Origin of the sequence: Bradyrhizobium sp. HKCCYLRH1034, from assembly GCF_051168375.1 — a bacterium.
Classification (GTDB): domain Bacteria; phylum Pseudomonadota; class Alphaproteobacteria; order Rhizobiales; family Xanthobacteraceae; genus Bradyrhizobium.
Window position 1 is genome coordinate 531,882 of sequence record NZ_JBNPUW010000005.1, and the last position, 24,354, is coordinate 556,235.

The 24,354-nt window shown below is 62.9% G+C and carries 27 protein-coding genes; 6 read left to right on the forward strand and 21 right to left on the reverse strand.

The genetic code is table 11. From position 1 onward, the window contains the following. Nucleotides 1–210: 210 nt before the first annotated feature. From ACQR0W_RS15355 to ACQR0W_RS15415, 13 genes are all read right to left on the reverse strand, one after another. Nucleotides 211–1,899 carry a methyl-accepting chemotaxis protein gene (locus ACQR0W_RS15355; protein WP_316171756.1) on the reverse strand — a complete coding sequence of 563 codons (1,689 nt, stop codon included), beginning with the start codon at nucleotides 1,897–1,899 and terminating at the stop codon, nucleotides 211–213. 418 nt (nucleotides 1,900–2,317) lie between these two features. Beyond that, nucleotides 2,318–3,418 carry a YeeE/YedE family protein gene (locus tag ACQR0W_RS15360; protein WP_315754833.1) on the reverse strand — a complete coding sequence of 367 codons (1,101 nt, stop codon included), beginning with the start codon at nucleotides 3,416–3,418 and terminating at the stop codon, nucleotides 2,318–2,320. A 68-nt stretch (nucleotides 3,419–3,486) separates the two neighbouring features. After that, nucleotides 3,487–3,927: a DsrE family protein gene (locus ACQR0W_RS15365; protein WP_409978004.1), complete on the reverse strand. Its 441-nt coding sequence runs from the start codon at nucleotides 3,925–3,927 to the stop codon at nucleotides 3,487–3,489. An 8-nt stretch (nucleotides 3,928–3,935) separates the two neighbouring features. Next, nucleotides 3,936–4,838 carry an alpha/beta hydrolase gene (locus ACQR0W_RS15370; protein ID WP_315718304.1) on the reverse strand — a complete coding sequence of 301 codons (903 nt, stop codon included), beginning with the start codon at nucleotides 4,836–4,838 and terminating at the stop codon, nucleotides 3,936–3,938. Between the two features lie 10 nt (nucleotides 4,839–4,848). Continuing rightward, nucleotides 4,849–5,283, reverse strand: a complete 435-nt coding sequence (locus ACQR0W_RS15375; protein WP_316171783.1) for a DsrE family protein — start codon at nucleotides 5,281–5,283, stop codon at nucleotides 4,849–4,851. Between the two features lie 26 nt (nucleotides 5,284–5,309). Then, complete coding sequence (locus tag ACQR0W_RS15380; protein ID WP_316186278.1) at nucleotides 5,310–6,068, reverse strand: c-type cytochrome; 759 nt, start codon at nucleotides 6,066–6,068, stop codon at nucleotides 5,310–5,312. Further along, nucleotides 6,007–7,290, reverse strand: coding sequence for a sulfite dehydrogenase (gene soxC, locus ACQR0W_RS15385; RefSeq protein WP_315826663.1), 1,284 nt, complete (start codon nucleotides 7,288–7,290; stop codon nucleotides 6,007–6,009). The genes ACQR0W_RS15380 and soxC overlap by 62 nt, the downstream gene beginning before the upstream one ends. A gap of 5 nt (nucleotides 7,291–7,295) precedes the next feature. Continuing rightward, nucleotides 7,296–8,990, reverse strand: coding sequence for a thiosulfohydrolase SoxB (gene soxB, locus ACQR0W_RS15390; RefSeq protein WP_316176139.1), 1,695 nt, complete (start codon nucleotides 8,988–8,990; stop codon nucleotides 7,296–7,298). Nucleotides 8,991–9,014: 24 nt separating this feature from the next. After that, a complete protein-coding gene (gene soxA / locus ACQR0W_RS15395; RefSeq protein WP_316171757.1) occupies nucleotides 9,015–9,839 on the reverse strand; it encodes a sulfur oxidation c-type cytochrome SoxA in 825 nt (274 codons plus the stop codon). Nucleotides 9,840–9,872: 33 nt separating this feature from the next. After that, nucleotides 9,873–10,199, reverse strand: coding sequence for a thiosulfate oxidation carrier complex protein SoxZ (gene soxZ, locus ACQR0W_RS15400; RefSeq protein WP_315718309.1), 327 nt, complete (start codon nucleotides 10,197–10,199; stop codon nucleotides 9,873–9,875). An 18-nt stretch (nucleotides 10,200–10,217) separates the two neighbouring features. Next, a complete protein-coding gene (soxY, locus tag ACQR0W_RS15405) occupies nucleotides 10,218–10,670 on the reverse strand; it encodes a thiosulfate oxidation carrier protein SoxY (RefSeq protein WP_315718310.1) in 453 nt (150 codons plus the stop codon). A 20-nt stretch (nucleotides 10,671–10,690) separates the two neighbouring features. Then, entirely contained in the window at nucleotides 10,691–11,134 is a 444-nt protein-coding gene (soxX, locus tag ACQR0W_RS15410) for a sulfur oxidation c-type cytochrome SoxX (protein WP_315754844.1), read from the reverse strand. 129 nt (nucleotides 11,135–11,263) lie between these two features. After that, nucleotides 11,264–11,854, reverse strand: coding sequence for a SoxW family protein (locus ACQR0W_RS15415; protein ID WP_316171758.1), 591 nt, complete (start codon nucleotides 11,852–11,854; stop codon nucleotides 11,264–11,266). Between the two features lie 94 nt (nucleotides 11,855–11,948). Between ACQR0W_RS15415 and ACQR0W_RS15420 the strand changes: the two genes are divergently transcribed. Further along, nucleotides 11,949–12,665, forward strand: a complete 717-nt coding sequence (locus ACQR0W_RS15420; RefSeq protein WP_315718313.1) for a hypothetical protein — start codon at nucleotides 11,949–11,951, stop codon at nucleotides 12,663–12,665. On the opposite strand, the gene ACQR0W_RS15425 is transcribed toward ACQR0W_RS15420, so the two are convergent. Continuing rightward, nucleotides 12,666–13,400, reverse strand: coding sequence for a cytochrome c biogenesis CcdA family protein (locus ACQR0W_RS15425; protein ID WP_315778323.1), 735 nt, complete (start codon nucleotides 13,398–13,400; stop codon nucleotides 12,666–12,668). Between the two features lie 121 nt (nucleotides 13,401–13,521). Between ACQR0W_RS15425 and ACQR0W_RS15430 the strand changes: the two genes are divergently transcribed. The 3 genes from ACQR0W_RS15430 to ACQR0W_RS15440 all read left to right on the forward strand — a co-directional run bounded on the left by ACQR0W_RS15430 (nucleotide 13,522) and on the right by ACQR0W_RS15440 (nucleotide 15,493). After that, on the forward strand, nucleotides 13,522–13,911 hold the full coding sequence (locus tag ACQR0W_RS15430) for a thioredoxin (RefSeq protein ID WP_315754880.1): 390 nt from the start codon (nucleotides 13,522–13,524) through the stop codon (nucleotides 13,909–13,911). 24 nt (nucleotides 13,912–13,935) lie between these two features. After that, nucleotides 13,936–14,286 carry an ArsR/SmtB family transcription factor gene (locus tag ACQR0W_RS15435; protein ID WP_315718315.1) on the forward strand — a complete coding sequence of 117 codons (351 nt, stop codon included), beginning with the start codon at nucleotides 13,936–13,938 and terminating at the stop codon, nucleotides 14,284–14,286. Nucleotides 14,287–14,407: 121 nt separating this feature from the next. After that, nucleotides 14,408–15,493 (forward strand): YeeE/YedE family protein, encoded by a 1,086-nt coding sequence (locus tag ACQR0W_RS15440; RefSeq protein WP_315736267.1) that lies wholly within the window; start codon nucleotides 14,408–14,410, stop codon nucleotides 15,491–15,493. A 280-nt stretch (nucleotides 15,494–15,773) separates the two neighbouring features. Here the strand turns inward: ACQR0W_RS15440 and ACQR0W_RS15445 are convergent, their stop codons facing one another. The 5 genes from ACQR0W_RS15445 to ACQR0W_RS15465 form a co-directional block, all read right to left on the reverse strand. Then, entirely contained in the window at nucleotides 15,774–17,420 is a 1,647-nt protein-coding gene (locus ACQR0W_RS15445; RefSeq protein ID WP_315718317.1) for a recombinase family protein, read from the reverse strand. A 17-nt stretch (nucleotides 17,421–17,437) separates the two neighbouring features. Continuing rightward, on the reverse strand, nucleotides 17,438–17,680 hold the full coding sequence (locus tag ACQR0W_RS15450) for a hypothetical protein (protein ID WP_315718318.1): 243 nt from the start codon (nucleotides 17,678–17,680) through the stop codon (nucleotides 17,438–17,440). A gap of 477 nt (nucleotides 17,681–18,157) precedes the next feature. After that, nucleotides 18,158–18,703, reverse strand: a complete 546-nt coding sequence (locus ACQR0W_RS15455) for a hypothetical protein (protein WP_315718319.1) — start codon at nucleotides 18,701–18,703, stop codon at nucleotides 18,158–18,160. A gap of 417 nt (nucleotides 18,704–19,120) precedes the next feature. After that, on the reverse strand, nucleotides 19,121–19,621 hold the full coding sequence (locus tag ACQR0W_RS15460) for a hypothetical protein (RefSeq protein WP_315718320.1): 501 nt from the start codon (nucleotides 19,619–19,621) through the stop codon (nucleotides 19,121–19,123). Nucleotides 19,622–19,807: 186 nt separating this feature from the next. After that, nucleotides 19,808–20,218: a hypothetical protein gene (locus ACQR0W_RS15465; RefSeq protein WP_315718321.1), complete on the reverse strand. Its 411-nt coding sequence runs from the start codon at nucleotides 20,216–20,218 to the stop codon at nucleotides 19,808–19,810. Between the two features lie 429 nt (nucleotides 20,219–20,647). Between ACQR0W_RS15465 and ACQR0W_RS15470 the strand changes: the two genes are divergently transcribed. Then, nucleotides 20,648–21,583 carry a hypothetical protein gene (locus tag ACQR0W_RS15470; RefSeq protein WP_315718322.1) on the forward strand — a complete coding sequence of 312 codons (936 nt, stop codon included), beginning with the start codon at nucleotides 20,648–20,650 and terminating at the stop codon, nucleotides 21,581–21,583. 408 nt (nucleotides 21,584–21,991) lie between these two features. After that, a complete protein-coding gene (locus ACQR0W_RS15475) occupies nucleotides 21,992–22,540 on the forward strand; it encodes a DUF6714 family protein (protein WP_315718323.1) in 549 nt (182 codons plus the stop codon). 402 nt (nucleotides 22,541–22,942) lie between these two features. On the opposite strand, the gene ACQR0W_RS15480 is transcribed toward ACQR0W_RS15475, so the two are convergent. Continuing rightward, nucleotides 22,943–23,644, reverse strand: a complete 702-nt coding sequence (locus ACQR0W_RS15480) for a hypothetical protein (RefSeq protein ID WP_315718324.1) — start codon at nucleotides 23,642–23,644, stop codon at nucleotides 22,943–22,945. Between the two features lie 223 nt (nucleotides 23,645–23,867). After that, nucleotides 23,868–24,354 (reverse strand): transposase (locus tag ACQR0W_RS15485; protein ID WP_315718325.1); only part of this gene is annotated, 487 nt, incomplete at its 5' end.

Consider the following 24,354-nt stretch of genomic DNA (forward strand, 5'->3'; position numbering starts at 1 on the left):
CGGCCTCTCGCAGGTCCATCGTCACCACGCGACTCGGTCGCGCCGCTTGCCGCGGCCGCGGGAGAAGTCCTCGAGATGAGGCTCGCAGGCCAACGCAGAAGCGATGCCCGGCGCGTGGTGGCCGGGCCTGCGCACCTGTCCAGCACTCCGACGCGGGCCGGCGAATGGCGGCGAGATCGGATCTGCGCGGCTCTCAGTCGCTGCGAGTTCCTAGGCGGCTCTCACGCCGGCGATGAACTTCTTCACTTCCATGCTCAGTCTGGCACTGTCGTTGGCCAGCGATTTCGCGGCGGACAGCACCTGGGACGCGGCGGCTCCGGTATCGACGGCACCGCGCTGCACATCCGCAACGTTGGCTGAGACCTGCTGCGTTCCCGCCGCCGCATGCTGGACGTTCCGCGAGATCTCCTGCGTGGCAGCGCCCTGCTGCTCCACGGCCGATGCGATCGTCGACGAAATCTCCTGCAATTTCTCGATGGTGATGCTGATGTCGCGGATGGCACCGACCGATTGCTGGGTGGCGGACTGGATGCCGGAGATCTGCTGGCCGATCTCGCCCGTGGCCTTCGCCGTCTGCTCGGCCAGCGCCTTGACCTCGGATGCGACCACCGCAAATCCACGGCCGGCCTCGCCGGCGCGTGCGGCCTCGATCGTTGCATTCAGCGCGAGCAGATTGGTCTGTCCGGCAATCGTATTGATCAGCTCGACGACGTCGCCGATGCGGGCAGCGGACTTCGAGAGCTCGCTGACCTGTTCATTGGTCCTGCGGGCCTGTGCCACCGCCTCATTGGCCATCCGGGCTGAATCCTGGACTTGCCTGCTGATCTCGTTGACGGACGCGGAGAGCTCCTCGGTCGCAGATGCCACCGACTGCACATTGGTGCAGGCTTCCTCGGAAGCCGCGGTGACGGATGTGGCCAGGTTCTGTGCGCGGCTCGCCGTGTTGCTGAGCCCGCCGGCGTGACCTTCCAAAGTGCTCGATGCCGTGGACACGGTGTCGACGATCTCGCCGACCACGGCCTCGAAGCGGCCAGTGATCTCGTCGAGGCGCCGGCCGCGTTCCAGTTTCACCTCTGCCTCTCTCGAAGCGATATCGTCGGCCTGCTTCTTCGCAATCAAGGCGGTCTTGAAAACCTCCAGGGCGTCGGCCATCATGCCTACTTCGGTCTTCTGACCGCGATAGGGGATCTCGATCGCCAGGTTACCCTCACCGAGCGCCTGCATCGGCCTGATGATGGAAGCGATGCACCGGGAAATGTCGCGAACGAACCAGCTTCCGACGCCGATGCCGGTGAGAACGGCAAGGACGATGACCGTCGACATCAATGCAAATGCCTCGGCATAGCCATCCGCGGCGATCTTGGTTTCGGCGTCGGCGCCACGATTGTTGAGGTCAATCAGCTTTCGAAGAAATTCGTCCGACTGATTGGCGACGCTCCGGACCGTCTTGTTGAACAGATCGCTCGCCTGCTTGGTCGCGTTGCCGTTCCCTGCGCGCAGCACCTCGAGCACACCATCGGCAGCCTTGACATATTGCTCCCAGCCCCGCGACCAGCTCTCGAACAGGCTGCGCTCCTCGGCCGACGAGATCATCGCCTCATAGGAGCGGCGCGCCGTCGCGATGACGGCGAGCGTTGCCTTCATGTTGCGGTCGAGATTGTCCTTCTCCTCAGTCGTATCTGCCGTCATGTAGGCTCGCAGCTGCGCCCGATTGAGATTGATCGCCGAACGCAACTCGCCGAGCACGCGCACGCTCGGCAGCCAGTTCTTGGCGATCTGTTCGGTATGCGTATTGATTGTCTGCATGCCGCGGACGGCCAGCAACCCGACGATGGTCATCGCCACCAGCAGCAGCGCAATGACGGCCGCCATTTTTGCTCGAATGGAGAGTTGCGACATCACGCGTGCCTTTCGTAGTCCCGGCGATTCGTATCGGTCCGCCGCATGATTGCGTCGTCCCCTCGCGACGGTATCACCCGACCTTCGCAAATTGGTTAACGGGCGGGATTTCCAGACTGGAATCTACCAACGTCATGATCGGGCACGATGGTCCGAATGCCGTGTTCGGCACGCATCTCCTGTGGCCAATCCGCGGACTACGCGATCTGCGCTCCGGCGTGACGACGCAAAGACGCGTGTCTTCGGGCTCGATCCGATCTGATCAGACAATGTTCTTCGTCGGAGGCTTGAAGTGCGCCGACACGCCACGCGTCGACGAGCCTGTGACAGACAGGTCCCGGAGATTCATGGATGCTGCGCCTTGACGCTGCATGTCCAATGCCGCTCAGCAGAAGCAGGCTCGCTTCCGCAGGATGCCTCAAGAAGGCATGACGGAGGGCGACTGAACCGGGCTCTGCGCCGGCTTGGTGGCGAACAGCCAGCGGTCGACGACAAAATCGGTGACGGCCGCACCCAACCACATGCCACCGAGCACGATCCACGCTGTGAGCGCAAACACCGATGCCCCGGTTACGCCGGCGCCAACGGCGCAGCCGCCCGCCAGCATCGCACCGAATCCCATCAGGACGGCGCCGATCATGTAACGGCGCATGCCGCGCCCATCCGAGAAGCCTTCGAGATTGAGTTCACGCGCCAGCGCAGCCGCAACGAACGAGCCGATGAACACCCCCGGAATGATGCCGAGATCGAAGCCCGGCTTCAGTTGCGGGCTGGCGAGCACCTGCATCAGCAGCTCCGCCGAAGGACCGCTGAATGTCAGGCTCTTCAGCGGCACCGGCGAGAACGAGGCCTGGCCGAGCTGATAGGTGAGGAGCCAGCCCCCGGCGACCGCCGCGCCCGCGGCCACCGCCGAGCGCAGGATCTTCGGGCCAACCTGAAACTTCGACACGGCGGCGAGCCCGGCCAGGAACCACAGCATGCCGAAGCCGAGCTTCTCGGGCGTACCCCCGCCGAACAGGCTCATGATGTCGCGCGACGGTCCGCCGTCGACGAGCCAAAGATTGGTGAGCCACTCGCGTGCCGGCGCGAGCAGGCCGCGATAGGCCGACTGCGCCGTCACCGCGAAGACGAGGCCGGACAGCAGCGCCCGCAGATTGCCGTTGGCCGAGAGCACCAGCAGACGGCTGGCACAGCCTCTCGCCAGGATCATGCCGCAGCCGAACAGCGTGCCGCCGATCATCGCGCCGGAAATGCTGCCCTGCTGCGCCAGCTGGCGCGCTTCGGAGACGTCGAGCAGGCCCATCGCCACCAGCGCCTGGGTGCCCAGCAGCGCCGAGGCGAAGGTGAGGAGCCACACCGCCAGCCGCGGACCGCCCTGCCCGCGCGCGAACTCGACCGTGGCCGCCCGGAGGCAGAAGCGGCTGCGCTGGGCGAAGAAGCCGAACGCGCCGCCGGCCGCGAGCCCGCACAGCAGCGACACCAGCTCCTCACCCAGAAGGTCGATCAATGCGGTGAGCACAGGCGCTCCCGTCGTTCAGGCCTGCCGCTCAACATGCCGGGCGGCATCGGCAAGGACGCATGCGCCCGTCACGGGCGCAGGTAGGCGTATCCACTCTGCTGCAGCTCCGTGAGGCGCACGACGCCGCCCTTCTCCGCCACCGCGAACCCTGGCAAGAGATCGTCGAGTTTCACGCCTTGCGCCTTCATGGTGTTCGCACAGGCCTCGAAGCCGACGCCGGCTTTCATGAGGCGCTCGGCCAGAGCCGAGATGGTCTGGTCGGCCGAAATCGCATGAAAGGCCCGCAAGCCCGGACCGTGGATCACCAGGCGAATGTCTGCGCGTCCAGGTCCTCCGGTGCCATCGACGTGGTTCTGGAGGTTGCCGAGAACGAACAGGGCGCGGTCCTGATCGGCGAGATGATAGGCGACGCGCTGGCGCGGAGATTCCGTCGCCGCGCGTGCGCTGCTGACACCGAAGATTCCAAACAGGCCGGCAAGACCGGCTTGCATCAAAGATCGACGTTCCATGGTGGCTCCTAACGCGCGGCTGCAATGAATCCTGCGATGCGATCAGCGGCATCCTCGGCGGCGAGATCGCGAAAGAAGTGATCTGCGTCGTCAATCGTCTCCAGTCGGACACGGCTGCCGGCGCGTGACGCCAGCGGCGCGAACGACGCTGCCACGTCCGGTACCGTCTTGTCTTGCGCTGCCGCAAGCACCAGAACCGGCAGGCTCACATCGGCGACCAGCGCCGCCGTATCCTGACGCCGGTCGGCGCGATAGAATGCTGCGAATGCGCGCGCCGTCACCTTGGCATCGCGGCAATAGATGAAGCCCGGCACCGACATCCAATCACCGCCGCGCCCGGCGGCGATCGCTGCCTCAGCCTTGTCGAGCAGCGGCGCCAATCGCTGGCCGTAGCTCTCCGCATAGGCGTCTCTCAAACCGGCCTCGATGCTCGCCGTCGCGGGCGCCAGCAGGATCGCACCGTCGACCGCCGCTTTGGGATTGGCGGCCAGATAGCGCGCGACCTGATTGGCGCCGCGCGAATGACCGAGGACGAAGACGTGCGACGACGTCTTGCGCGCTTCACTCAGCCAGGCGGCGATCTCCACGACAGCATCGTCCGTCACATAGTCATGGGGTTTGGCACAATCGTACATGCCAGTGCGGCGATCGAGACCGAGCACGAGATTGTGCGCGAGCGACGCGATCCCCCGCTCGGCCAACGCCTTGGACAGACCCTGGATGGTCTCCATGTCCTTGTGCGCGAGCGTGCCGTGCGTCATCAGCACCAGCGGTACATCCGGTCCAGACTGCGCCGGCAGTCGGAGCGTGCCGAGCGCCGTACGCCCGCCGATCGTGAGCTCGCGCGGCTCCTCGGCCGCGAAGGCGATCGACGCAATGAACGAGACGACAAGAGCGAGCCACCACCGCATCGCAAATTCCTCAGGGACGCACGATCGTCCAGTTCTTCTCGGACAGCTCCAGCAGGGTCGCGACCCCGGTCTTGACGACCGTGACACCGTCGAGCAGAGGCGGCTGCCGTCCCTCCTTGCTCGCGAGCGTCTCCAAGGTATTGCCGCAGGCGATGAAGCTCACATTGGGCATCGACTTGGCGAAGCCGAGCACCCGCTCCTTCACCGGCGAGCGGTCGGCCAGCAGCATGTCGAGGCCGCCATTGAACGCGACGATCACGATCTCGACCTCCGCGCCCTCGCCCGAATAGTGGCGGGAGACATTCGCGGCCACGTCGAGCACCGCGCGCATCTTGGCCGGATCCTCGTCGCTGATCTGCAACGCGAGCCTATGTGGCTCGGCTGCAGTGGCGACGGACGCAACCCCGCTTCCGGCCAGGGCGACGGATGCGGCCGCCAACAGCATCTGGCGGCGGCTGCATCCGGCAATCCTCACTCGACGCCTCGCGGCTTACCGTCCTTGTCTTCCGGCGTGACGTCGACCGCTGTCGCGCGTCCGGTGATCTTGACCGGCGCGATGCAGTTCTTCATGCAAGGATCCTTCTGCCAGAACGCCTTCTCGCTCGTGCTCCGGTCATCCATGATGAACCCGCCCTCGTTCGGCATCTTGATCGTGGCGAGATTGCTGTTGCTCAGCTCGAAGTTCTGATCGGTGATCACGTCGTTCAGATACAGCACATAGGCGACCAGCGCGTAGTACTCGTCGACCTTCAGCGACTGCGGGCTGCCGAACGGCATCGCGTGGCGGACGTAGTCGAACAGCGTCGAGGCGTAGGGCCAGTAGGAACCGACCGTCTTGACCGGATTGTCTGATGTCAGCGATCCCTTGCCGCCGGCGAGCACCGGCCAGCGGCCGGCACCCTCGCCGAATTCGCCATGGCAACTGGCGCAATTGTCCATGAACAGCTTCTCGCCCTGGGCGACGGTGCCCTTGCCGACTGGCAGCCCCTGCCCGTCCGGACGCACGTCGATGTCCCAGCCGCGGATCTCCTCAGCGCTCGGCGCGCGGCCGATGTTGAAGCGCTGCGGCGCCTTGGCATCGGACTTGGCCTCGGTCTTCTCGCTCGGACCGCCGGCGAACGCCGCCGAGCCCGCAAGCGTTGCCAGCGCTGCGGCGGCAATGATGAGCTTAGGCGACCTCGACATTCTCGACCTCACCGTTTGCCTGCACATGCCAGGTCTGGATGCCATTGTTGTGATAGATGGAGTTGTAGCCGCGGACCTTGCGCAGCTCGGCCTTGGACGGCTGGACGTAGCCGGTCTCGTCCTGGACGCGCGACTGCAGCAGCAGCGGCTCGCCGTTCCAGTCGAACTCGTAGTAGAACCGGGTCAGCGCCTTGTCGAGCACCGGGCCGTCGATCCGCGCCGGCCACCAGTTGCGGCCACCATCGAGCGAGACGTCGACGCGCTTGACCTTGCCGTTGCCCGACCACGCCAGCCCTGAGACGATCGTAAAGCCCTTGCCGTGCTTGATCGGCGCCTGCGGGCTCGGGCTCGTGATCACCGACTTGGCATCCATCGCCCAGGTGAAGCGCCGCGCCTTTCCGTTCGGCAAGAGATCGGTGTATTTCGAGGTTTCCTCGCGGGTGTGCCAGGGCTGGTCGCCGACCTTGATACGGCGCAGCCACTTGACCCAGAGATTGCCCTGCCAGCCCGGCACGACCAGGCGCATCGGATAGCCCTGCTCGGGATACAGCGCCTCGCCGTTCATCTTGTAGGCGATGATGCAGTCGTCGAGCGCCTTCTCGATCGGCAGGCTGCGATCCATCGACGCGGAGTCGGCGCCCTCCACCAGCAGCCATTTGCCGTTGGTCTTGACGCCGGCCTCTTCGAGCAGGGTGCGCAGCGAGACGCCGGTATATTGCACGCAGTGGATCATGCCATGCGTGAACTGGCAGCCATTGAGCTGGGCGCCGCGCCACTCCATGCCGGAGTTGGCCGCGCATTCCATGAAGTGGATGCGGTTGACGCGCGGGTAGCGCTTGAGCTCATCGAGCGTCAGCAGCAGCGGCCGCTCGACCAGGCCATGGATCATCAGCCGGTGATCGGCCGGATCGACGTCGGCTACGCCGCCGTGATGGCGCTCGAAGCACAGCCCGTTCGGCGTGATGATGCCTTCGAGCTCATGCAGCGGCGTGAAGCTGACCGAGGATTCGCGCGAAGCCGTCAGCCATTCGACGTCGCGGCGGACGACGTCCTTCTCGAACTTCGACGGCTTGCCGTAGGGGCGCACAGCGACGCCCTCGCCGAGGGTCCGCGTCCATTCCGGCACGTTCGGCGGCTGGTTGGCGGGATTGCCGACGCCGGCACGCGCCTGCGAGGCCAGCGCCGTGGCGGCAAGACCGCCGGCTGCGGTCAGGAAACCACGGCGCGACGCGCGTGGGGCTGAGGGAAGTAGTTTGTCCTTGGACATCGTCGTCACACTCCGGAGACTTTGACGGCCCGGTTGGGCTCGAGACGAACGGTTTTCTGGCGCTGCAGATAGCTCGACACGACCTCCCAGATCGGCGGCCCCTGCGTGCCTTCGTTGACGCTGGCCCAGCCCGCGACCTGATACTCGCGCGTCGGATCGATCGCGGCCCCGGTCTTGATCAGGCGCATGTCGGAGATGCGCTGCCCCTGCGGCTTGTTGACGTCGATGGCGTAGGACATGCCGCCGATGCGGACCATGTCGCCGCCCTGCTGGTAGTAAGGATCGACGTTGAACAGGTTGTCGGCGACGTCCTCGATGATCTCCTTCAGCCGCATGCCGGTCATGCCCATGCGATAGACGGCCGGATAGGTGATCGCGGTGGCGTTGGTGACGTCCTCGAAGGTGATTTCCTGGCCCGGCATCACGCTGGTGCCCCAGCGGAAGCCCGGCGACAGCGCGATCTCCGCATCGCGCTCCTGCAGCAGCGCCTGGCAGATGAGGTCATCGAACGTGCCGTTGAAATTGCCGCGGCGATACAGCAGCGTCTCGGTCCGTCCCAGCGGGCGGGCGAGATCGGCGGCAAACGGCTTGCGCACCTCGGCGATCTTGGCCGCCATCGCCGGATCCGGCGTGATCACGTCGGAGAACAGCGGAATCAGCTTGTAACGATAGCCCTTCACCTCGCCGTCCTTGACGTCGAGATCGAGCCGCGAGACGAACTTGCCGGAGGAGCCCGACGCGATCAGCAGCGTCTTGCCGACCTTGACCGCTTCAGGCAATGCATCATGGGTATGACCCGTGAGAATGACGTCGAGACCCTTGACGCGGCTGGCCAGCTTGCGGTCGACGTCGAAGCCATTGTGTGACAGCAGCACCACGAGGCCGGCGCCGTCCTTGCGTGCCTTGTCGACTTGGGTCTGAACATCCTCCTCGCGCACGCCGAACGACCAGTTCGGAATCATCCAGCGGGGATTGGCGACCGGCGTGTACGGGAATGCCTGGCCGAGCACCGCGATCTTGACGCCGCCGCGCTCGATCATCGTCGAGGCTTCGAACGCCGGCTCGTTCCATTCGGTGTCGCGGATGTTGAGGCCGAGGAAGGGGAAGCCCAGACCATCGACCGCCTGCTTGACGCGCTCGGTGCCGTAGGTGAACTCCCAATGCCCCGTCATCGCATCCGGCTTCAGCAGCGCCATGCAGTCGATCATGTCCTGGCCGCGGGTCTTCAGCGACGACCATGAGCCCTGCCAGGTGTCACCGCCATCGAGCAGCACGACCTTGTCGCCGCGCTCGGCGCGGATGGCCTTGATGACGGTGGCGGCGCGGTCGAGCCCGCCGATCCGCCCGTAGGTCTTGGCGAGCGCCTCGAAATCCTCCGAGGTCAGCGCATAGGCCGACGACGAGCCCGGCGCGATGCCGAAGCGGGTGAGGAAATCCTTGCCGGTGACATGCGGCGGCTGGCCCTTGGCGTCACCGACGCCGAGATTGGTCGACGGCTCGCGGAAATACAGCGGCATTAGCTGGCCGTGGATGTCGGTGACATGCACCAAGGTGACGTTGCCGACCGGATCGAACGCCAGCAGCTCCTTCTCGGTCAGCTTCTGCTGAGCAAAGGCGCGGGTCGCACCCGCAAGACCGGAGCCACCCGCCAGGGCAGCCGCCGCCAATGCGACCTGAACGAATTCGCGACGCGATATCATGATGTATCTTCCTTGTGTCCGCGGCTAGTTGCGGACCGACGGTGTCTCGACGGGCAGCCCGATGCCGCGCCAGGCGACGTAGACTTCGAGCGCGAGGAACTCGTCCGACAGCGGCTTGTAGGGCACGCCGCGAACGTCGAACATGCAGCCCTCGAACCGTTCGTGCAGCGGGATCAGGCGCTGATCGCGCAGCCGGTAGGTCGGAAAGCCGTTGGTCTGGCCTTGGCTCAGAAAATCGGCGCGCATGAACTTGCCGTTGTTCTTCTCGTGGCAGGACGCGCAGGCGAGATCGAGCTGCCCGACCCGCGTATAGTAGATCTCCTTGCCCTTCTCGAACCATGGCGACATCGGACCGTCGGTCTTCACCGCCACCGGCATGCCGCGCGACTGGTAGCGGACGAACGCCGTCATGTCCGTCAGTTCCTTCGACTTGAAGGCCCAGGGCTGCGCCTTCATGTGCTCGGTGCGACAGATGTTGATCTGCTGCTCGAGATTGACCGGCTTGTTGAGCTTATCGCTCCATTTGGGCATGGCGGCGCCGACGCCCTTCATGGTCTTTTCCGCCTCGCCGTGGCAGCTCATGCACGACTTGCCTTCGCTGCCGTCGACCGTCTTCCAGACGTCGGCGGCCCGCTCCACCGCGAGGAAGCCGGGATTCTCCAGGTCGTCATCCTGGAGCGCGCGCGTTTCCTTGGTGCGGAACTGATAGCCCGAGATGATGGTCTTGAAGACGTGACCGGGAGGCGCCGGAATGCCCTTCCGTTCGGCATCCTGGCCGAAGGTCGCGACTGCCGACAGGGCCAGCGCGGCCGAAGCCAGGACGGCGAGAGAACCGTAGCGAATGGACATCCGTCACTCCTCCTAGCGATCACACGCTGCCGATCAGGCCTTCAACGCGATCTTCTCTTCGGCCGTCACCACGGAGCCATCATCATCCGTCCATGCGAACTTGAACGTGCCTTCCTCGTCGATCCTTGCGTCGAACTGGATGTACGGGTTGGCGGAGATCGCCGGCTCCAGCGCGCAGGAGAACACCGGCTTGCCGTTGAACTCGCAGGTGAACTTGTTGATGATCTTGCGCGGGATCGGCTTGCCCTGCGCATCCTTGCGCTGACCCGATTCCATCAGATGCGAGACCAGCGTCTTGATCTGGATGATCTCGCCCTTCTTGGCTTCCTTCGGAAGCTTGATGCGCGGCTTGTCTGCCATGTTCGTCTCTCCCCTGTCTCAGCCGCCGCAGCCGCCGATGGTGACCTTGACGGTCTTGCGCTCCGTGAAGAGCGAGCCGTCACTCATCTTCGCGACCGCGATCACGTTCTGGGTCTGCGCCAGACGGATGCGGATCGATGCCTCGGCCTTGCCGGACATCGGCGTGAACATCAGCGTGGCGACGCCGGCATTCGGATTGCCGTCGGCCACGAACAGCACTTCCTTGACGTAGTTCTCGGCGGTCATCGGGCTTTCGACCGAGAGCGCGAGCGGCACGGTGTTGCCGTTCTCGGCGATCTCAGGCAGATCGAGCGTGATCTTGCCCTTGGCCGCTTCCTTGCCGCCGGTGAACTTCTTGATCATCTCGGCCGCGTCGTTGCTCGGCTCGGCGTTGGCGGCCATCGGCAGCACCGTCAGGGCGACGAAACCGCCGCCGAGAAGGAACGCCTGTCGTCTGTTGATTGCGCCCATGCATCATCCTCCAGAGGCGGTTACTTCAATGTTTCGAGAAAGGCGACGACGTCCTCGACCTGCGCGGCGGTGAGGACGGGTTTGCCGACGAACTCCGGCCTGACGCGATTGAGTCCGTCGTTCTTGTAGAAGGCGGGCATCACCGTATCGGTGAAGATGCGCTTGGGATCGGCGACGATCAGGCGCAATTGCGCCGCGTTGTAGCGGGTCGCGACGCCGTCGAGCGACGGACCGAACTCGCCGTGAAACTCCTCCGACTTCAGCGACGACACCTGATGGCAGGCGAGGCAATTGCCCAGCGTCCGCGTCAAGAACACCTTCTTGCCGGCATCGGCATTGCCGGGCGCGCCCGTCAGCGATTTCGGAATGGCATAGTCGACGACATCGAGCCTGATCGGCTCGTCACCCCGCGCGGCTGCCGACAGCAACACGCAGAGCAAGGCGGCCGGAATCAAACGGCGCATGTTTCCACCCTGACCGACGAGGCGTCCCCTCGCCTTACGATGACACGACGGACTTACGATCCATCATATTCAAGAATTATGATTTGATAATGTGATTGGTGTCAAGCGTATTTCGATGCCGCACTGCACTCAACCCTTGGTCGAAGCGAGATAGTCGCGGAAGGTGCCGCGCTCGTAGGCCCTCTCGCGCACGAAGCGGAACATTGCGAGGAAATGCGGCGGCTTGAGATAGCCCGGCGCGCGCGCCACCTCGCGCGCGAGCGGCTCCTTCGCAGAGACCCCCTCGGCCGATGGCGGAAAGAACTGGAACGTCGGCGTGAAGCGGATCGCGTAGCGCTCGGCGAGCTCCTTCTCGGCAAGCTCCTTGCCATCGAAGTCGATCACCTTGCGCGCGCCGAGCAGGTTGAGCTGCAGCACTTCGAAATTGGCGCGGATGTAGTCCGTGATCTCTTGATCGGCAAAGTTCACCAGATGCGTCTCGCGGCAATACGGGCAGCCGCGCAGCTCCCACATGATCGCAAGCCGCTTGCCGTCCGACGCCGCGCTTTCGAGATCCTCGCGCAGGTCCAGGAAGCTGTTGAGAAACCAGGACTGGTGATAGAGCCCGTCGTCGCCGAGCGCCGCGTCGGCCTGCGCCGGCGCTGACGCCAGGCCGACGGCCGCCGCGGCAGGCAGCAGCGCAACCAGATCGCGCCGTGTCATCGTCCGGTTCGTCGTCATCAGCCCGCTCGCGCGCTTTGCCAAGTCCACTTTGCCAAGTCCACGGAATTTCGATACATGATATTCGAATAACAGAATGTGAAAAGGACATTCGATGCTGCGCCGCGTCATCATGCTGTCGCTCGTGCTGTCATGCCTCACACATGGCGTCCGTGGGCACGCCGAAGAGAACGCGGACGTTGCTGCCTTCATGCGCTCGGCGATGGCCAGCCTGCGCACAGCCGCGAGCTATGGCCGCACCGGCAATGTGGGCCTGGCGCAGATCGAGCTCGACGACGCCCGGATCGCCTGGGGCAGGCTCAGCCGGCTCGCCGAGCGCTCCAATGCGCCCTATTCGGCCAAATCCTTTGCAGAGCTGATCGCCACCGGAAACGATCGCCTGAAGCAGGCGGACGAAGCGCTGACCGCAGGTGACGGGGCACGCGCTGCGGCGGCCATTGCCGCGTTGCGCCGGTCGCTTCACGCCCTGAGGCAGGACGCCGGCGTGGTCGAACTCAGCGATTGCGTGTTCGACCTGTCACCCGTCATGGACGCGTTGCGCAACGCAGCTGCGCGGTTCGCTGCGGGCAAGGCCGAGCCTGGCGAGGTCGTCCAGGCCGGCACAGCGCTGCGCGACCGGCTGCAACGCTGCAACGGCCTCGCCGCGCCCGACGTGGCGAGCCAGGCCGAGTTCCGCCGCCTGATCGACGGCGCCACGACGAGTGCCGGCGAGATCGGCCGCGCGGCGCGCGAGAGCGACGCCGGCCTGGTGCATCGCTATGAGATCGAACTGCAGTCCTTCGTCAATCTATTGGACTTCCGCTTCGGCTGATCAGCCGATGGTGGCGAGCGACGGAAAGCGCTCGAAGATCCATTCCGACATCCGCGGGATCACGCCGGCGAGAAAGGCCGCGCCGGTCAGGACGAGAAAGCCGCCCATCGTCTTCTCGACCAGGGGGAGATGCGGCTTGATGCCCTTGAGCATGGTCATGAACTGTCCCGTGAAGGCAGCGGCGATCAGGAACGGGATGCCGGTCCCGACCGAATAGGCGGCGAGCAGCAGCGCGCCCTTCCCCACCGTCGCCTCCGCGCCGGCCATCATCAGGACGGCGGCAAGGACCGGCCCCGCACACGGCGTCCAGCCGAAGGCGAAGGCAAGTCCCATCACGAACGCACCGAGCAGGCCGGCCGGCTTGCTTCCGACGTCGATCGTGGCGCTCCGGTACAGCAGCGGAATCCGGAGCACCCCGAGGAAATGCAGCCCCATCGTGATGATGACGAGGCCAGCGAGGATGCCGAGCTGGCTGAGATGGCCGGCAATGAACCTTCCGAACACCGAGGCGGTGGCGCCGAGACCGACGAACACCAGCGAAAAACCGCCGACGAAGCACAGCGCCGTCAGCACCGTCCGCCGCCGCTGGGCCATGCTGGTTTCGCCGATCGCGTCGGCCGCCGAGACGCCGGCCATGTAGCACAGGAACGGCGGGACCAGCGGCAGAATGCACGGTGACAGAAACGACAACAGACCCGCGGCCAGCGCGGCGCCCAGCGTGACGTCGAGATCCATCTTTCCCCCCGGTCGGCCAGCGCTACGTGCCCGGCCTGCCGGGCAGGATTCGGAAATCGCGCACTAGTACATATTCGAATTTAATGATAGATTGGCCACCAAGTCCAGAGAGGATCTCGGCATGACCAGCAGACGTGCATCGCGCGGATTCGCAACGCTCGCAGGAGCCGTAGTGACCGGCATTTGCCTCTCGTCCCCGGCGTTCGCCTCCGAGCTCGTGATGTTCGAACGTCCGGGCTGCGGCTGGTGCGCCCGCTTCAACGCGGAAATCGGTCCGATCTATGACAAGACCGACGAGGGGCGCGCGCTGCCGCTGCGACGGGTCGACCTTGCCAAGCCGCTGCCGACGGACCTTTCCGGTATCGATCCGGGAGCGTTCACCCCGACCTTCGTGGTGGTCGATCAGGGCCGCGAGATCGGACGCATCCGCGGTTATCCCGGCGATGCGTTCTTCTTTGGGCTGCTCGGCCGCATAATGAATGCTACAAGCGGGGCTCCGGCCCGCTCCTGACGCCAACCGAGGGATTCAGAATTCATGCCGCTGCCGAAGTTGAAGGACATCGAAACCTCTGCCGAGCTCGAGCAGATGATCGAGAAGGCGCGGGAAGCCAGCGAGATGCTGAAGGCACTGTCCCACGAGTCCCGGCTTTTGCTGCTCTGCATCCTCGCCGAAGGCGAAAAATCCGTCACCGAGCTCGAGCAGTTCCTGGGCGAGCGGCAGTCGACCGTCTCGCAGCAGCTCGCCCGTCTCAGGCTCGACCGGCTGGTCACGACGCGGCGCGAGGGCAAGACGATCTACTACAGCCTTGCGAGCGAAGATGTCCGCAAGATCCTGACGGCGATCTACGACGTCTATTGCGAGCCGGTCCGCAAGCGCCGCCGCTGACCGGTTGGCCCTCGCGGTCTCGGGCTTCGCATCGGCGCGCCCCGTAGCGGCGCAAGAGGTCTGGCGTCCCCGCCGCTCCTGGCGCACAATGCCAGGAAACCAACGAGGATGTCGGAGAGGAATGCTCAGCCCATCAGCACTGACGTTCATGTGTGGGCTCCTCGCGGGCGCCGTTCTCGGCGTCGCCGGTCGCGCCGGCCGCTTCTGTACGCTCGCGATGCTGGAGGACGCGTTCTTCGGCGCCGATACCCGGCGACTCAAATCCTTCGCTCTGGCGGCCGCGGTCGCGCTGGTCGCAACCCAGCTGCTCGCCAGCTTCGGCCTGATCGACCTGTCGCGCTCGATCTACTTGACGTCGTCCATTCCGCTCGGCGGCGCCATCCTCGGCGGCTTGTCGTTCGGAATCGGGATGGCCCTGGTCGGCACCTGCGGCTTCGGGACACTGGTCCGTATCGGCGGCGGTGATCTGCGCGCCATCGTCGTGTTTCTGGTGCTGGGCGTGTCAGCCCTGGCCGCGATGCGCGGGCTCACGGGATTCCTGCGCATCTCGCTGATCGAGCCGCTCTCCATACGCCTGCCCGAAACGATGACCCAGGGCATGGATATGCTGCTGTCGCCCGCACTTGGCTCATATGCGCGGCCGGCAACCGTTTCCGTCGCAGCGGTCGCGCTCGCGGCCTGGGCATTGGCCGACGGGCGCCTCGTGAGATCGCCGCGCCTGCTGCTCTCCGGCCTCGCCGTAGGCTGCGCGGTGGCGTTCGGCTGGTTCGCCACCAGTTGGCTCGGCAATGACGATTTCGATCCGGCGCGCGTGGCATCCCTGACCTTCGTTGCCCCGCTCGGCAATACCGTGCTCTACATCGCCACGCTGTCCGGCAGCCGGGCCGATTTTGCGATCGGCTCCGTCGCCGGCGTGATCCTGGGCTCGTTCGTCGCGGCAATGTTTTCGCGCGTCTTCCGCTGGGAGGCCTGCGATGATGCGCGCGAGCTGAAGCGTCACATGACCGGCGCGCTGCTGATGGGCACCGGCGGCATCATGTCGATGGGCTGCACGATCGGACAGGGCCTGTCGGCATTCTCGACGTTGGCGGTCTCGGCGCCGCTGACGATGCTGGCGATCACCTGCGGCGCACGTCTCGGCCTCGAATACACCATGACCGGCGAATGGCGCCCTGCCGTGCGCAACCTGCTGCGTCTGACATCGTGACGGCGGCTGCGCTCGCGCAATGTGCAAGCTCGCTCCCACACCAGGGCAATGGGGTTGTACCGCAGGCAGACGGATTGTGGATTTCGCCGTTGCCTCAATACTTCAGTTCACGCGCTTCGCAGATTGTCTGCCGGCTCGCATGGTCGCCTGAGCGCCGTCCTGGTGATAATTCCCGGATCTTCCGATGCCACGCTTCAGGGGGAGACGGCACTGTCCTCAGCTGCACAGCAGCTCACAAACCAAAACTCCCGCAGCCTCGTCGGCTACGGGAGTGTCGGTCTCAATGGTTGCGGGGAGGTGCAGCCACTGCTGGCATAACAAGACTACTTCTTTGATTTTCCTGGGTATTAGAGAATTCAAGGATACCCATCAACTCGCCGCGTAGCTCGGCATGGACCTCGCCACGTTTCTTGCCGGGAGTGAGTACGATCTCGCCGATGAGCGAGCGGAGCGCCTCGGCGGCCTCGCGTCCGCCATCCGGATCGGCGAGCGCCTCGGTGAACCGACCGACGTTCTTGCGATAGACGTTGGCGATGTTGGGATGCATGTCGGGAATGTCGGCGGGAGCCTCTGACAGGCGCTGTGTGATCTCCGCCTTCTGCCGTTCAAGCTCGTCGATCCGCGCCTTCATCGACGGCTGGTAGAGGCCGTCCTCGATCGCTGCGATGATGCCGGCAACGGCCCGCTCGATCTTCTGAAGCGCACGGTGGTCTGTTTCCGCCCGCGCCCGCCGGTCGTGGTTGAGGCGGTTCATCTCCTCGGCATAGGCACGCACCGCTTCTGCGACCGCCTCGGAGGAGACGAGGCGATCCTTCAGTCCCGCCAACACCCGCGCCTCGATCTTCTCGCGCATGATGGTGCGGTTGTTGGCGCAAGTTCCGCGACGATGATGGTTGAGGCAGCCATAACGATTCGGCGTCAGGATGCCGATCTTGCCGCGGCAGCAGCCACAGGTGAGAAGGCCGGAAAGGAGGGAGACGGGCCGGTTGGCGAGGTGCAGCCGCTTGGCCCTGCCCTCCCGCGTATTGGCCGGGTTGGGGCCAAAGAGTGCCGAGATTTGCTGCTGCCGCGCCCGCGCGGCCTGCCACAGTTCATCGTCCACGATCTTGAGATGCGGCACCTCGATCCTGATCCACTGGCTTTCCGGATTCGGCCGTGACACGCGCTTGCCAGTCGCTGGATCCTTGACGAAACGCTGCCTGTTCCAGACCAGGACTCCGGCATAGAGTTCGTTGTTGAGGATGCCGGTGCCGCGCGAGACGTGGCCTCGGATGCTGGTGTCGCCCCAGGCCCGGCCGAGCGGGCCGGGAATGCCGTCCTTGTTCAGTTCGACCGCGATGGCCTTCGGGCTCTTGCCGGCGGCAAAGGCGCGGAAGATGCGTCGGACAATCCTCGCTTCCTCCACGATGATCTCGCGATCGCCCCGGATCGGCTCACCGTTGGCGTCGAGCCCCTTCATGACGTTGTAGCCGTAGCAGAGGCCACCGCCGGCCTTGCCCTTCTCCACTCGGCCGCGCAAACCACGATGAGTCTTCAGGGCGAGGTCCTTGAGGAACAGGGCATTCATAGTGCCCTTGAGGCCAACGTGAAGCTCGCTGATCTCGCCTTCGGCCAGGGTGACGATGGAGACGCCCGCGAAGCGCAGATGCTTGAACAGCGTGGCGACATCCGCCTGGTCACGAGAAATCCGGTCCAGCGCCTCGCCCAACACGACATCGAACAGACCGCGTTGCGCATCCTGCAACAACAACTGGATACCGGGCCGCAGGATCATGCTCGCGCCCGAAATGGCGGCGTCGTGATAGGTGCTCGTGACCTTCCATCGCTCGCGCTTGGCGTGCTCTCGGCAGAGGCGAAACTGATCCTCGATCGAGCTTTCGCTCTGATTGTCGGACGAGTAGCGGGCGTAAAGCGCAACGCGGGGCATGACGGTCTCCGTTCTGTCTAATCCTTGCCGGCCTCGTCCTCCGCATCGTTCGTGGCTTGAGGCCTGTTATCATTGGCGGCGCTGAGCGCCGCGAACTGTTTCCGTGCAATCCGGCGTCCGATCAGCCGGGAAATGGTCAACGTCACCTGCTCCAACTGTCGCCGCGTCTTGTTATCCGCCTTGCTCGTTCCATCCTCCGGACCTTGATTGTCGTTGGCCGGTCTGATGTCGTCCAGCTCCAGTTCTGTGTCATCTGCCATGCCGTCGCTCGCCCGATTGGTGAAGTCAAACGAGCATCAAGCGGCGACGAATTCAGGAAGAGAAGACCAAAAATCCTGCCATCGTACGGGAGCGCGCAGATACTTACGAACGGCCGTTTTGGCGTAGATTTCGAACGCATCACACAGCCTGCAAAGCCTTCTGCACGGCCTTCGGGGCGCGCTCGATCGCGAGAAGATACACGCGTGTCGGCCCCTCCGGCTGTCGCGACCTTGCTCCGAATGGCATAGCGTATTGAGCGCTGAATCCGAAGCGAGCTGCGAACTCTTCCTGCGTCATGTCTAGGCGCACCCGGATTGCCTTCACGTTGATCTTGTTCTTCGTCCTTTTGTGGAGCCGAGATGTGGCACGATGGTCGTAGGTCGCAGATATCCGTTCCACCGCCTTCGTCTGGGGGTGCGTCGCGGTTCGACCAGGACTTCGTTTCCACATCCCGCTCGTAGGAAGACGCGCAATCGTTAGCGAGGATCAACAACACGATGCGGAATAGCGAGACCAACGGCCGCACAAATCGCGCGTTCAGTCGAGAGCAGCAGCAGCCGGTAGCCATCCTCCTCGTAAAGGGGGTACTGGCCAACTTCATAACACTCGCGCACATACTTTAACGCCGCGGCCGCTCCTTTGAGGCTTCCCGGCACGACTCCGGCGAGCTGACGCGAGGCCTTCATCTCAGCCCGACCGAGTGCGCCTTCAGCCGCGCAGAGGCCACTTAACTTGGCCTCCAGCTCGGCCCGCCTGCCGCAGGGCGCACCGCGCAGCTCGCGCTCGGCAGCATCCTGCTCGGCGAGCAGGCGCCCCAGTTCCTCAAAGACTCGGCGGTGGCCCTCGATGGCATCGAGGACCGGGTCGGGCGAGGTCGAAACGCCAACACTTTCAGCCTGTGAGGCCGTGATGACCCCGGCCAGGATGGCGCCGCCGCCGGTGACAAACTGCCGGCGCCGAACGGCCGGGCTGGCAGGAAAGATTGAACGACTCGTGGTATAGGCAGAATCAGCCTGAGACATGGCACTCTCCATGTTGAGGGTTAGGCTCGTGCAGGTGTCTTCAGCACCTGTGCGGGCCGCTTGCCTGGCCTGTAGCGGCCAGTGCCGCGAATCGAATCACGGCCGATTCGTTACGTCAATGGATATCCGGTTTTCACTCACGGCCAGGCCGTGTACCCATAAACCCTGCGGCGCGATGCGACTAAAGCAATGTCTGCTTTGTCCCTATAGCGACCGACTTCGTGCAGAACCGCAATATGTCGCGATGGGTCGATCGCGACGGCTTTGCCCGATCTCTGGCAGGTCCGGTCTACTCCCTCAGAGCCTCCATGCAGGCCATAGGCGGATTTCGTCGCGATGGGCCAAAAGCTGACTTCCGCAGACTGCGCGTGAAATTCGCCTTCGCGCCAACATTCGAAACGTGCTCTGAAGGATTCTTTATATGCCTTGTCCCTGCCGGTGATTAGGGACTGAGACCTTGTCCAGTCTCATTTCGAAAAGTACCCATATTCCGGAGACCTGTAGCTCGTCCGAAGGAAATGTTGGCGACGGGTGTTCCGGTCGAACTCCGCTGAATTGAACGTAGTTATCTCGATCTGCCAGATCAGCGCGAAGCGCCGGATCGACGTTGTAGGCGACGACGGCAACTTGATCGGCGACCTGTATTACAAATAAATCGACCTTGCCGCGCACCGTCTTCTTGATGAGCACCTTCCCGGTCCAATTACGCAGATTCCTTGGCATTTTCTCTTCCACACGACCATCGTAGCTGGACGAGTTGGTGAGAGTACTGTAGCTGCGGCCAGCGTTCCACGCACTCTGAAACGCTGCCTGGTCGGCTGGCACGGGCAGTGGACGGAGTTGAGGATTGAGATCGCATCCAGCTATCAACGAAGACAGCAAAATCCCAAAAAGGGCTCTCGGGCCAATAAATGTCATACGAGGCTCATAGGGTGCGTCAGAACTCCGGCGCCATCGGCCAAGGCCTCTAGGGGCATTCAGCGGAGTTGTCCGGAATACAAGTAAAGATTGCATGAATGCCAACGTCGCTGAACGAAGCTCACGTCGGCGCGGTGAACGGGACAGGAAGCCTTACGAAGCACATTTTGATAAGCCCGGTCGAGTTCATCGTCTTTGCGTTAGGGTTTGATAGGGTCGCTGTATCGCAATCAGCTCGAGGCCGATCCGGGCATCGTGATCAATCGCACCGGCAACAAAACCATGTCCGACGCCAATTCGGGTGCAGGTGCTGATGGACGTAACAACCTTCAACGCGTCAAGATCGGGTGTCCCCTTGACAACCCTGTCGACCCGAGCATCCATCACAGCCAAACGGCCGTATTTCTGAGAACTGATATCGGCCTCTCTGCCAACGATCGTCACCTCTACGATGACGGGCGCATCGAGCTCCGCAGGGATATGGTCGAAGAGCACGCCAGTCTGTGCGCTCGCCACCGCGCATGCCTCTGCTCGGTCGAATAAAAGACAAGCAATCAAGCAAAGCGCGCCGAGCCCTGTCATCTTCAATGTACGCATATTCGCACCCTGATCGCTAGTAATCGCGACACGATGCCAAGACTTCTCAAGGTCAGCAATGGGTCAAACACTGAGATTCTCATGCCGCGCAAATCTCTTGCACAACCTCGAATAACCGACATGGCATGGCCCTGACGGCCTTTCTCTGCGGGGCCATGGGCTGTTCTCCAAAATGGGGTGGCGCTATGGCCGGTGTAGCCCAGATAACAGGCAACTTACCGCAGCGCCGCAAGTCGGCAGCCTTGGGCCAGACACTGACGTTTCTCACTCTGGGAGGCGGACGAACAAGTACAATACCGTACGCGACCACCGGCCATTTGCCGAACTTTCCGATAAACGGTGCTTGCTGCGACCCCACGCGCAAACTCCAATATCGCCGGTCGAAATAGAATGTGTGGCACGGCGGGGATTGAGTTGATTTCGCTACGAATGCTTGTTGGTCTGGCTCTAATTGTGACCTTGCTCTTTGTCGCCGCAGGCGCGGCGACATCGCTCCTTGTAGCTCATGGCGCTGAAGAGATCGCTGGATCTGAGCCGTATTGCATCCAGATTTCTGACGGGGCCTCCGACTACCGGCCCGCACGCGTATGGTTCGACCTGTCGATCTTTAAAATGAGGGCCAGGCACGATGGTCTGCTCTACATGCAGCACCACGCGATCCTCGTTGTCGGCGAACCCTCCAATGTGCGCCTATATCACTGGTCGTATCTCCACCGCGTCTTCGAGCCGGGCGTAATAAACGGGCATATTGAGGGTCGGGGGCCGGCGATTACCTGCCTGCAGGTGCGTGACTTCGTGGGTAAGCGGCTGGCACTGATCCCCGTGTCGCCGGACAGCTATTACATCAGGTATTCTGGAGGTGAGACATATCTCATCCCAACCGTCTGGCAAGCAGAGTGGAGCGGCGGGTCAAGCCCGAGCTTGCTGCTTGCGACGACCGCTCCCGACTTCCAACCACTCGACCGCCGTCTGATGCCGGCGGAATTTGACAGCAACTCGGTCTTCGTCACGTGGGACCCCGAATGGATGCTAAGTCTAATGAAAGATCCGCCCGGCGGAGAAATTGTCGAGCAAAGTAGAGAGTTTGGTCTCGTGAAGACCAAAACCATCACGCATGGCAAGGACGGCAAGGAGTACGTCGGAAATGGCTATCTTGCTTATGATGACGGTCATGGCGTCAACACCACGATAATAGGCTGCGGCACGCCGTCCGAGGCTGTTCCGAAGTCCTGTCAGCACCGCTTCATCAACAAGGGCCGACACTTCTATTTCCGTCATCGGCCGGAGGACGTGCCCAATTGGCAGAGGATGCAGCAGCGTATCCTTGACTTGATGGCGTCGTTCGAGGTTCACCGCCGCTCGTAGCGAGATCAACCGAGCGGGTTGTCGGGGGATTCCAAGTTGGTGTCGAGGTCAGCTTCGGGTCAAAGACTGAAATTCTTATGCCGAGTGACTCTCTTCTGCACAACCTCGAATAACCGACATGGCATGGCCCTGACGGCCTTTCTCTGCCGGGCCATGGGCTGTCCTCCGAAATGGGGTGGCGCTTTGGCCGGTGTACCCCAGATAACAGGCGACTTGCCGCAGCGCCGCAAGTCGGCAGCCATGGGCCAATTCCGGAAGTCGAACGCCAACAAATAGCCCCTAGAAACGATGCGTTAATCGTGTCTCTTAGCCTCATGTGTCCACTGGGCGCCTGGCGGTTAAGTTGAAGCTGAGACATGGGCTTGACGCGTCGACTGGGCGCGTCTCTGAGCATCTTGCAGGGAAAGCATGACAGTATCCGTCGAGGCTCTAATCGAAGAAATACGACAGGCCTTCCCAGCACGGCGGCAGGGTCGGTTCCTTCCGCTGGTCAACAGCGCCCAAGGCGACGAGCCATTGCGGGTCATCGCGGCATTTGACGATAAGGATGACTGGACAACACTCGCGCCCGAATGGCTGGATAAGGTACCAAGCGGCCTCGGGTCAGCTTTGAGCTTTCTGACCGATGAAGCGATTTGCTTCTACATACCTGCCTACATTATTGCGGATATGACCACCCAGCTGCGGATGGTCGACCCAATCTTTGCACTCACTCACGGCTTTGCCCCCCGATCACACAACAAGAGAGCCAAGCCACAAAGCGAAAAGCTCGAGGCTGAATGTGCTCGCAATCGCTGGAGCTTGTTAGATCACCGCCAGGCTGTCGCGATCGTTCATTATCTTGAATGGCGAGCACTGCGAGATCGGCCAGATTACGGCTATATCGTGAATAATGCTATTGTCGAGGCACTAGGAACGTATTGGTATGATCGAGTGGCGAAGCCTCAAGGACGTTGACCATCTTACGTTATGGGTCACTTGCTGCCGTCCCGAACGAGCTAGCGTCACGGCCGGTGTACCTCGGATAGTTGCCGACTTGATGCAGCGCCGCAAGTCGGCAGCCTCCAGGGCCATTCAGGGTACGGTCCGGCGACCCGGTCACGTCCGCAATTCGCCCATAGCCGACCTTCCGGGTGGGGTGCATCGACGGCTGCTTCTTCCCCATCAGCGAAGTGGCGAGCCGCCGGGTTGAGGTCCGCTCTGGGGTGGTCAACGGACCAGAATTGCTCAGGTCGGATTTTCACATTTTGACCCAGAGCGGACAATAGCGAACGAGCTACTGGGATGCGCCTTCCACCAAAAGAGAAAAGAGATTCCATCCGCGTTGATATACGATCTCAGGTCCAGATGGCGCTGCTATCATTGTTTACGTTCGACACGTCTCTGAAGCTTCTTCGCTCCGAGCGGCACCGTCGCGGAGAAAGGGGGCAGTTGCGGGTCCGGAACGAGATTGTTGAAGTCGGCCAGGCAAGTAGCTTGCTGTGTCTTTGTGCCTGCGCGCATGAGCTTGCCATTAGCAGCGTAAACCAATCTGCCTCGCTGATCTCGGCCGGTCCACTCGGCTCCCGAAATTTCTTGGGTCGATCGATGTAAAGGTGCGAGATCGGTCTTTCTGGCAAAACTCGTGTCAGACGCAATAAAGCTGACATTGATCCCGGTACCCGGATGATTTGGATGTGCTGCTACCGGGTAAAATCTGAGGACAACGCTTCGATTATCTGTAAATCGTCCTCCGCCGCCATACGTTGTTCCCTGGGGCCACAGGCCAAGAGCATGAAGCCACGGACTCCTGCTGATCGAGCTCCATGCATCGGTGTAGTCCGTTCTCAGGCCACGACCTTTGTGGATGAACGACAGCAGCAATTCGCCATCAGGCGAAAGATCACATTTTTCTGGATAGATGCGCCCTTTCAGCCAGGCGCCCGGATAGAACTTATCGCCCTTGGTGTCCCAGCGAATGATATGAAACCAGTCCGACGGACCCCGACGGAAGATGACGGCTTCATGTGCTTCACGCGCAAATATCACAAAAAGACGAGGGGCGACTTTCTTCTGAACCACATTTGCACCCGCAGGCAGAGATCGAAGTCAAATCCCTATGGAGTTGCTCAATGCCGCGAGGAGTATCAAAGTGGCACTATCTTGTGAATACGCCCAATCGGCGCTGGTCCTCAAGGCCTTAAGAGACTGTGAATGTCCGCTTATGGTCGATTCCGTTGAAAAAGTAGGCTGTAGTTTCGTCGTGAACGACTGCCGTTTATCGGATGAGTTGGCTTGGTGGGGGTCACGCGGGCGTCGGTGCGGGCATCGGGATCAGCTTGGCCATTTTGCGAAGGTTCTGAGCGGCTGCAGCGAGGATGAACTCGTCGCGTGCGCCGTTCGGCCCTCTTAGTCGCAGGCGATCGAGCTTGAGAATGCGCTTGAGATGCGCGAACAGCATCTCGATCTTCTTGCGGAGCCGGCGTGAAGTGCGGCCTTCCCGTGAGCTTGCGATCTCGCGTGCCATGTCGCGAGCGCCCTCGTAGACCGAGCGCGGCACTTTTCGGGCCGGGGTGTTGGGGCAACACCTGCTTCTGAGAGAGTATGCTTGGCAATCGTGCTTGCTCGCACGGTAGAGGACCGTCGTATCGTTGTTCACCAGCGTCCCTGTAGTGGTGAGGGTTTTGCCAGCGGGGCAGCGATAGACGTCCCTGCTATGGTCGTAGGTGAAGGCCTCACGCGAGAAGGTCCCGTCGGTGCGGGCCGACTTGTCGAAGACGGTCACGTGCGGC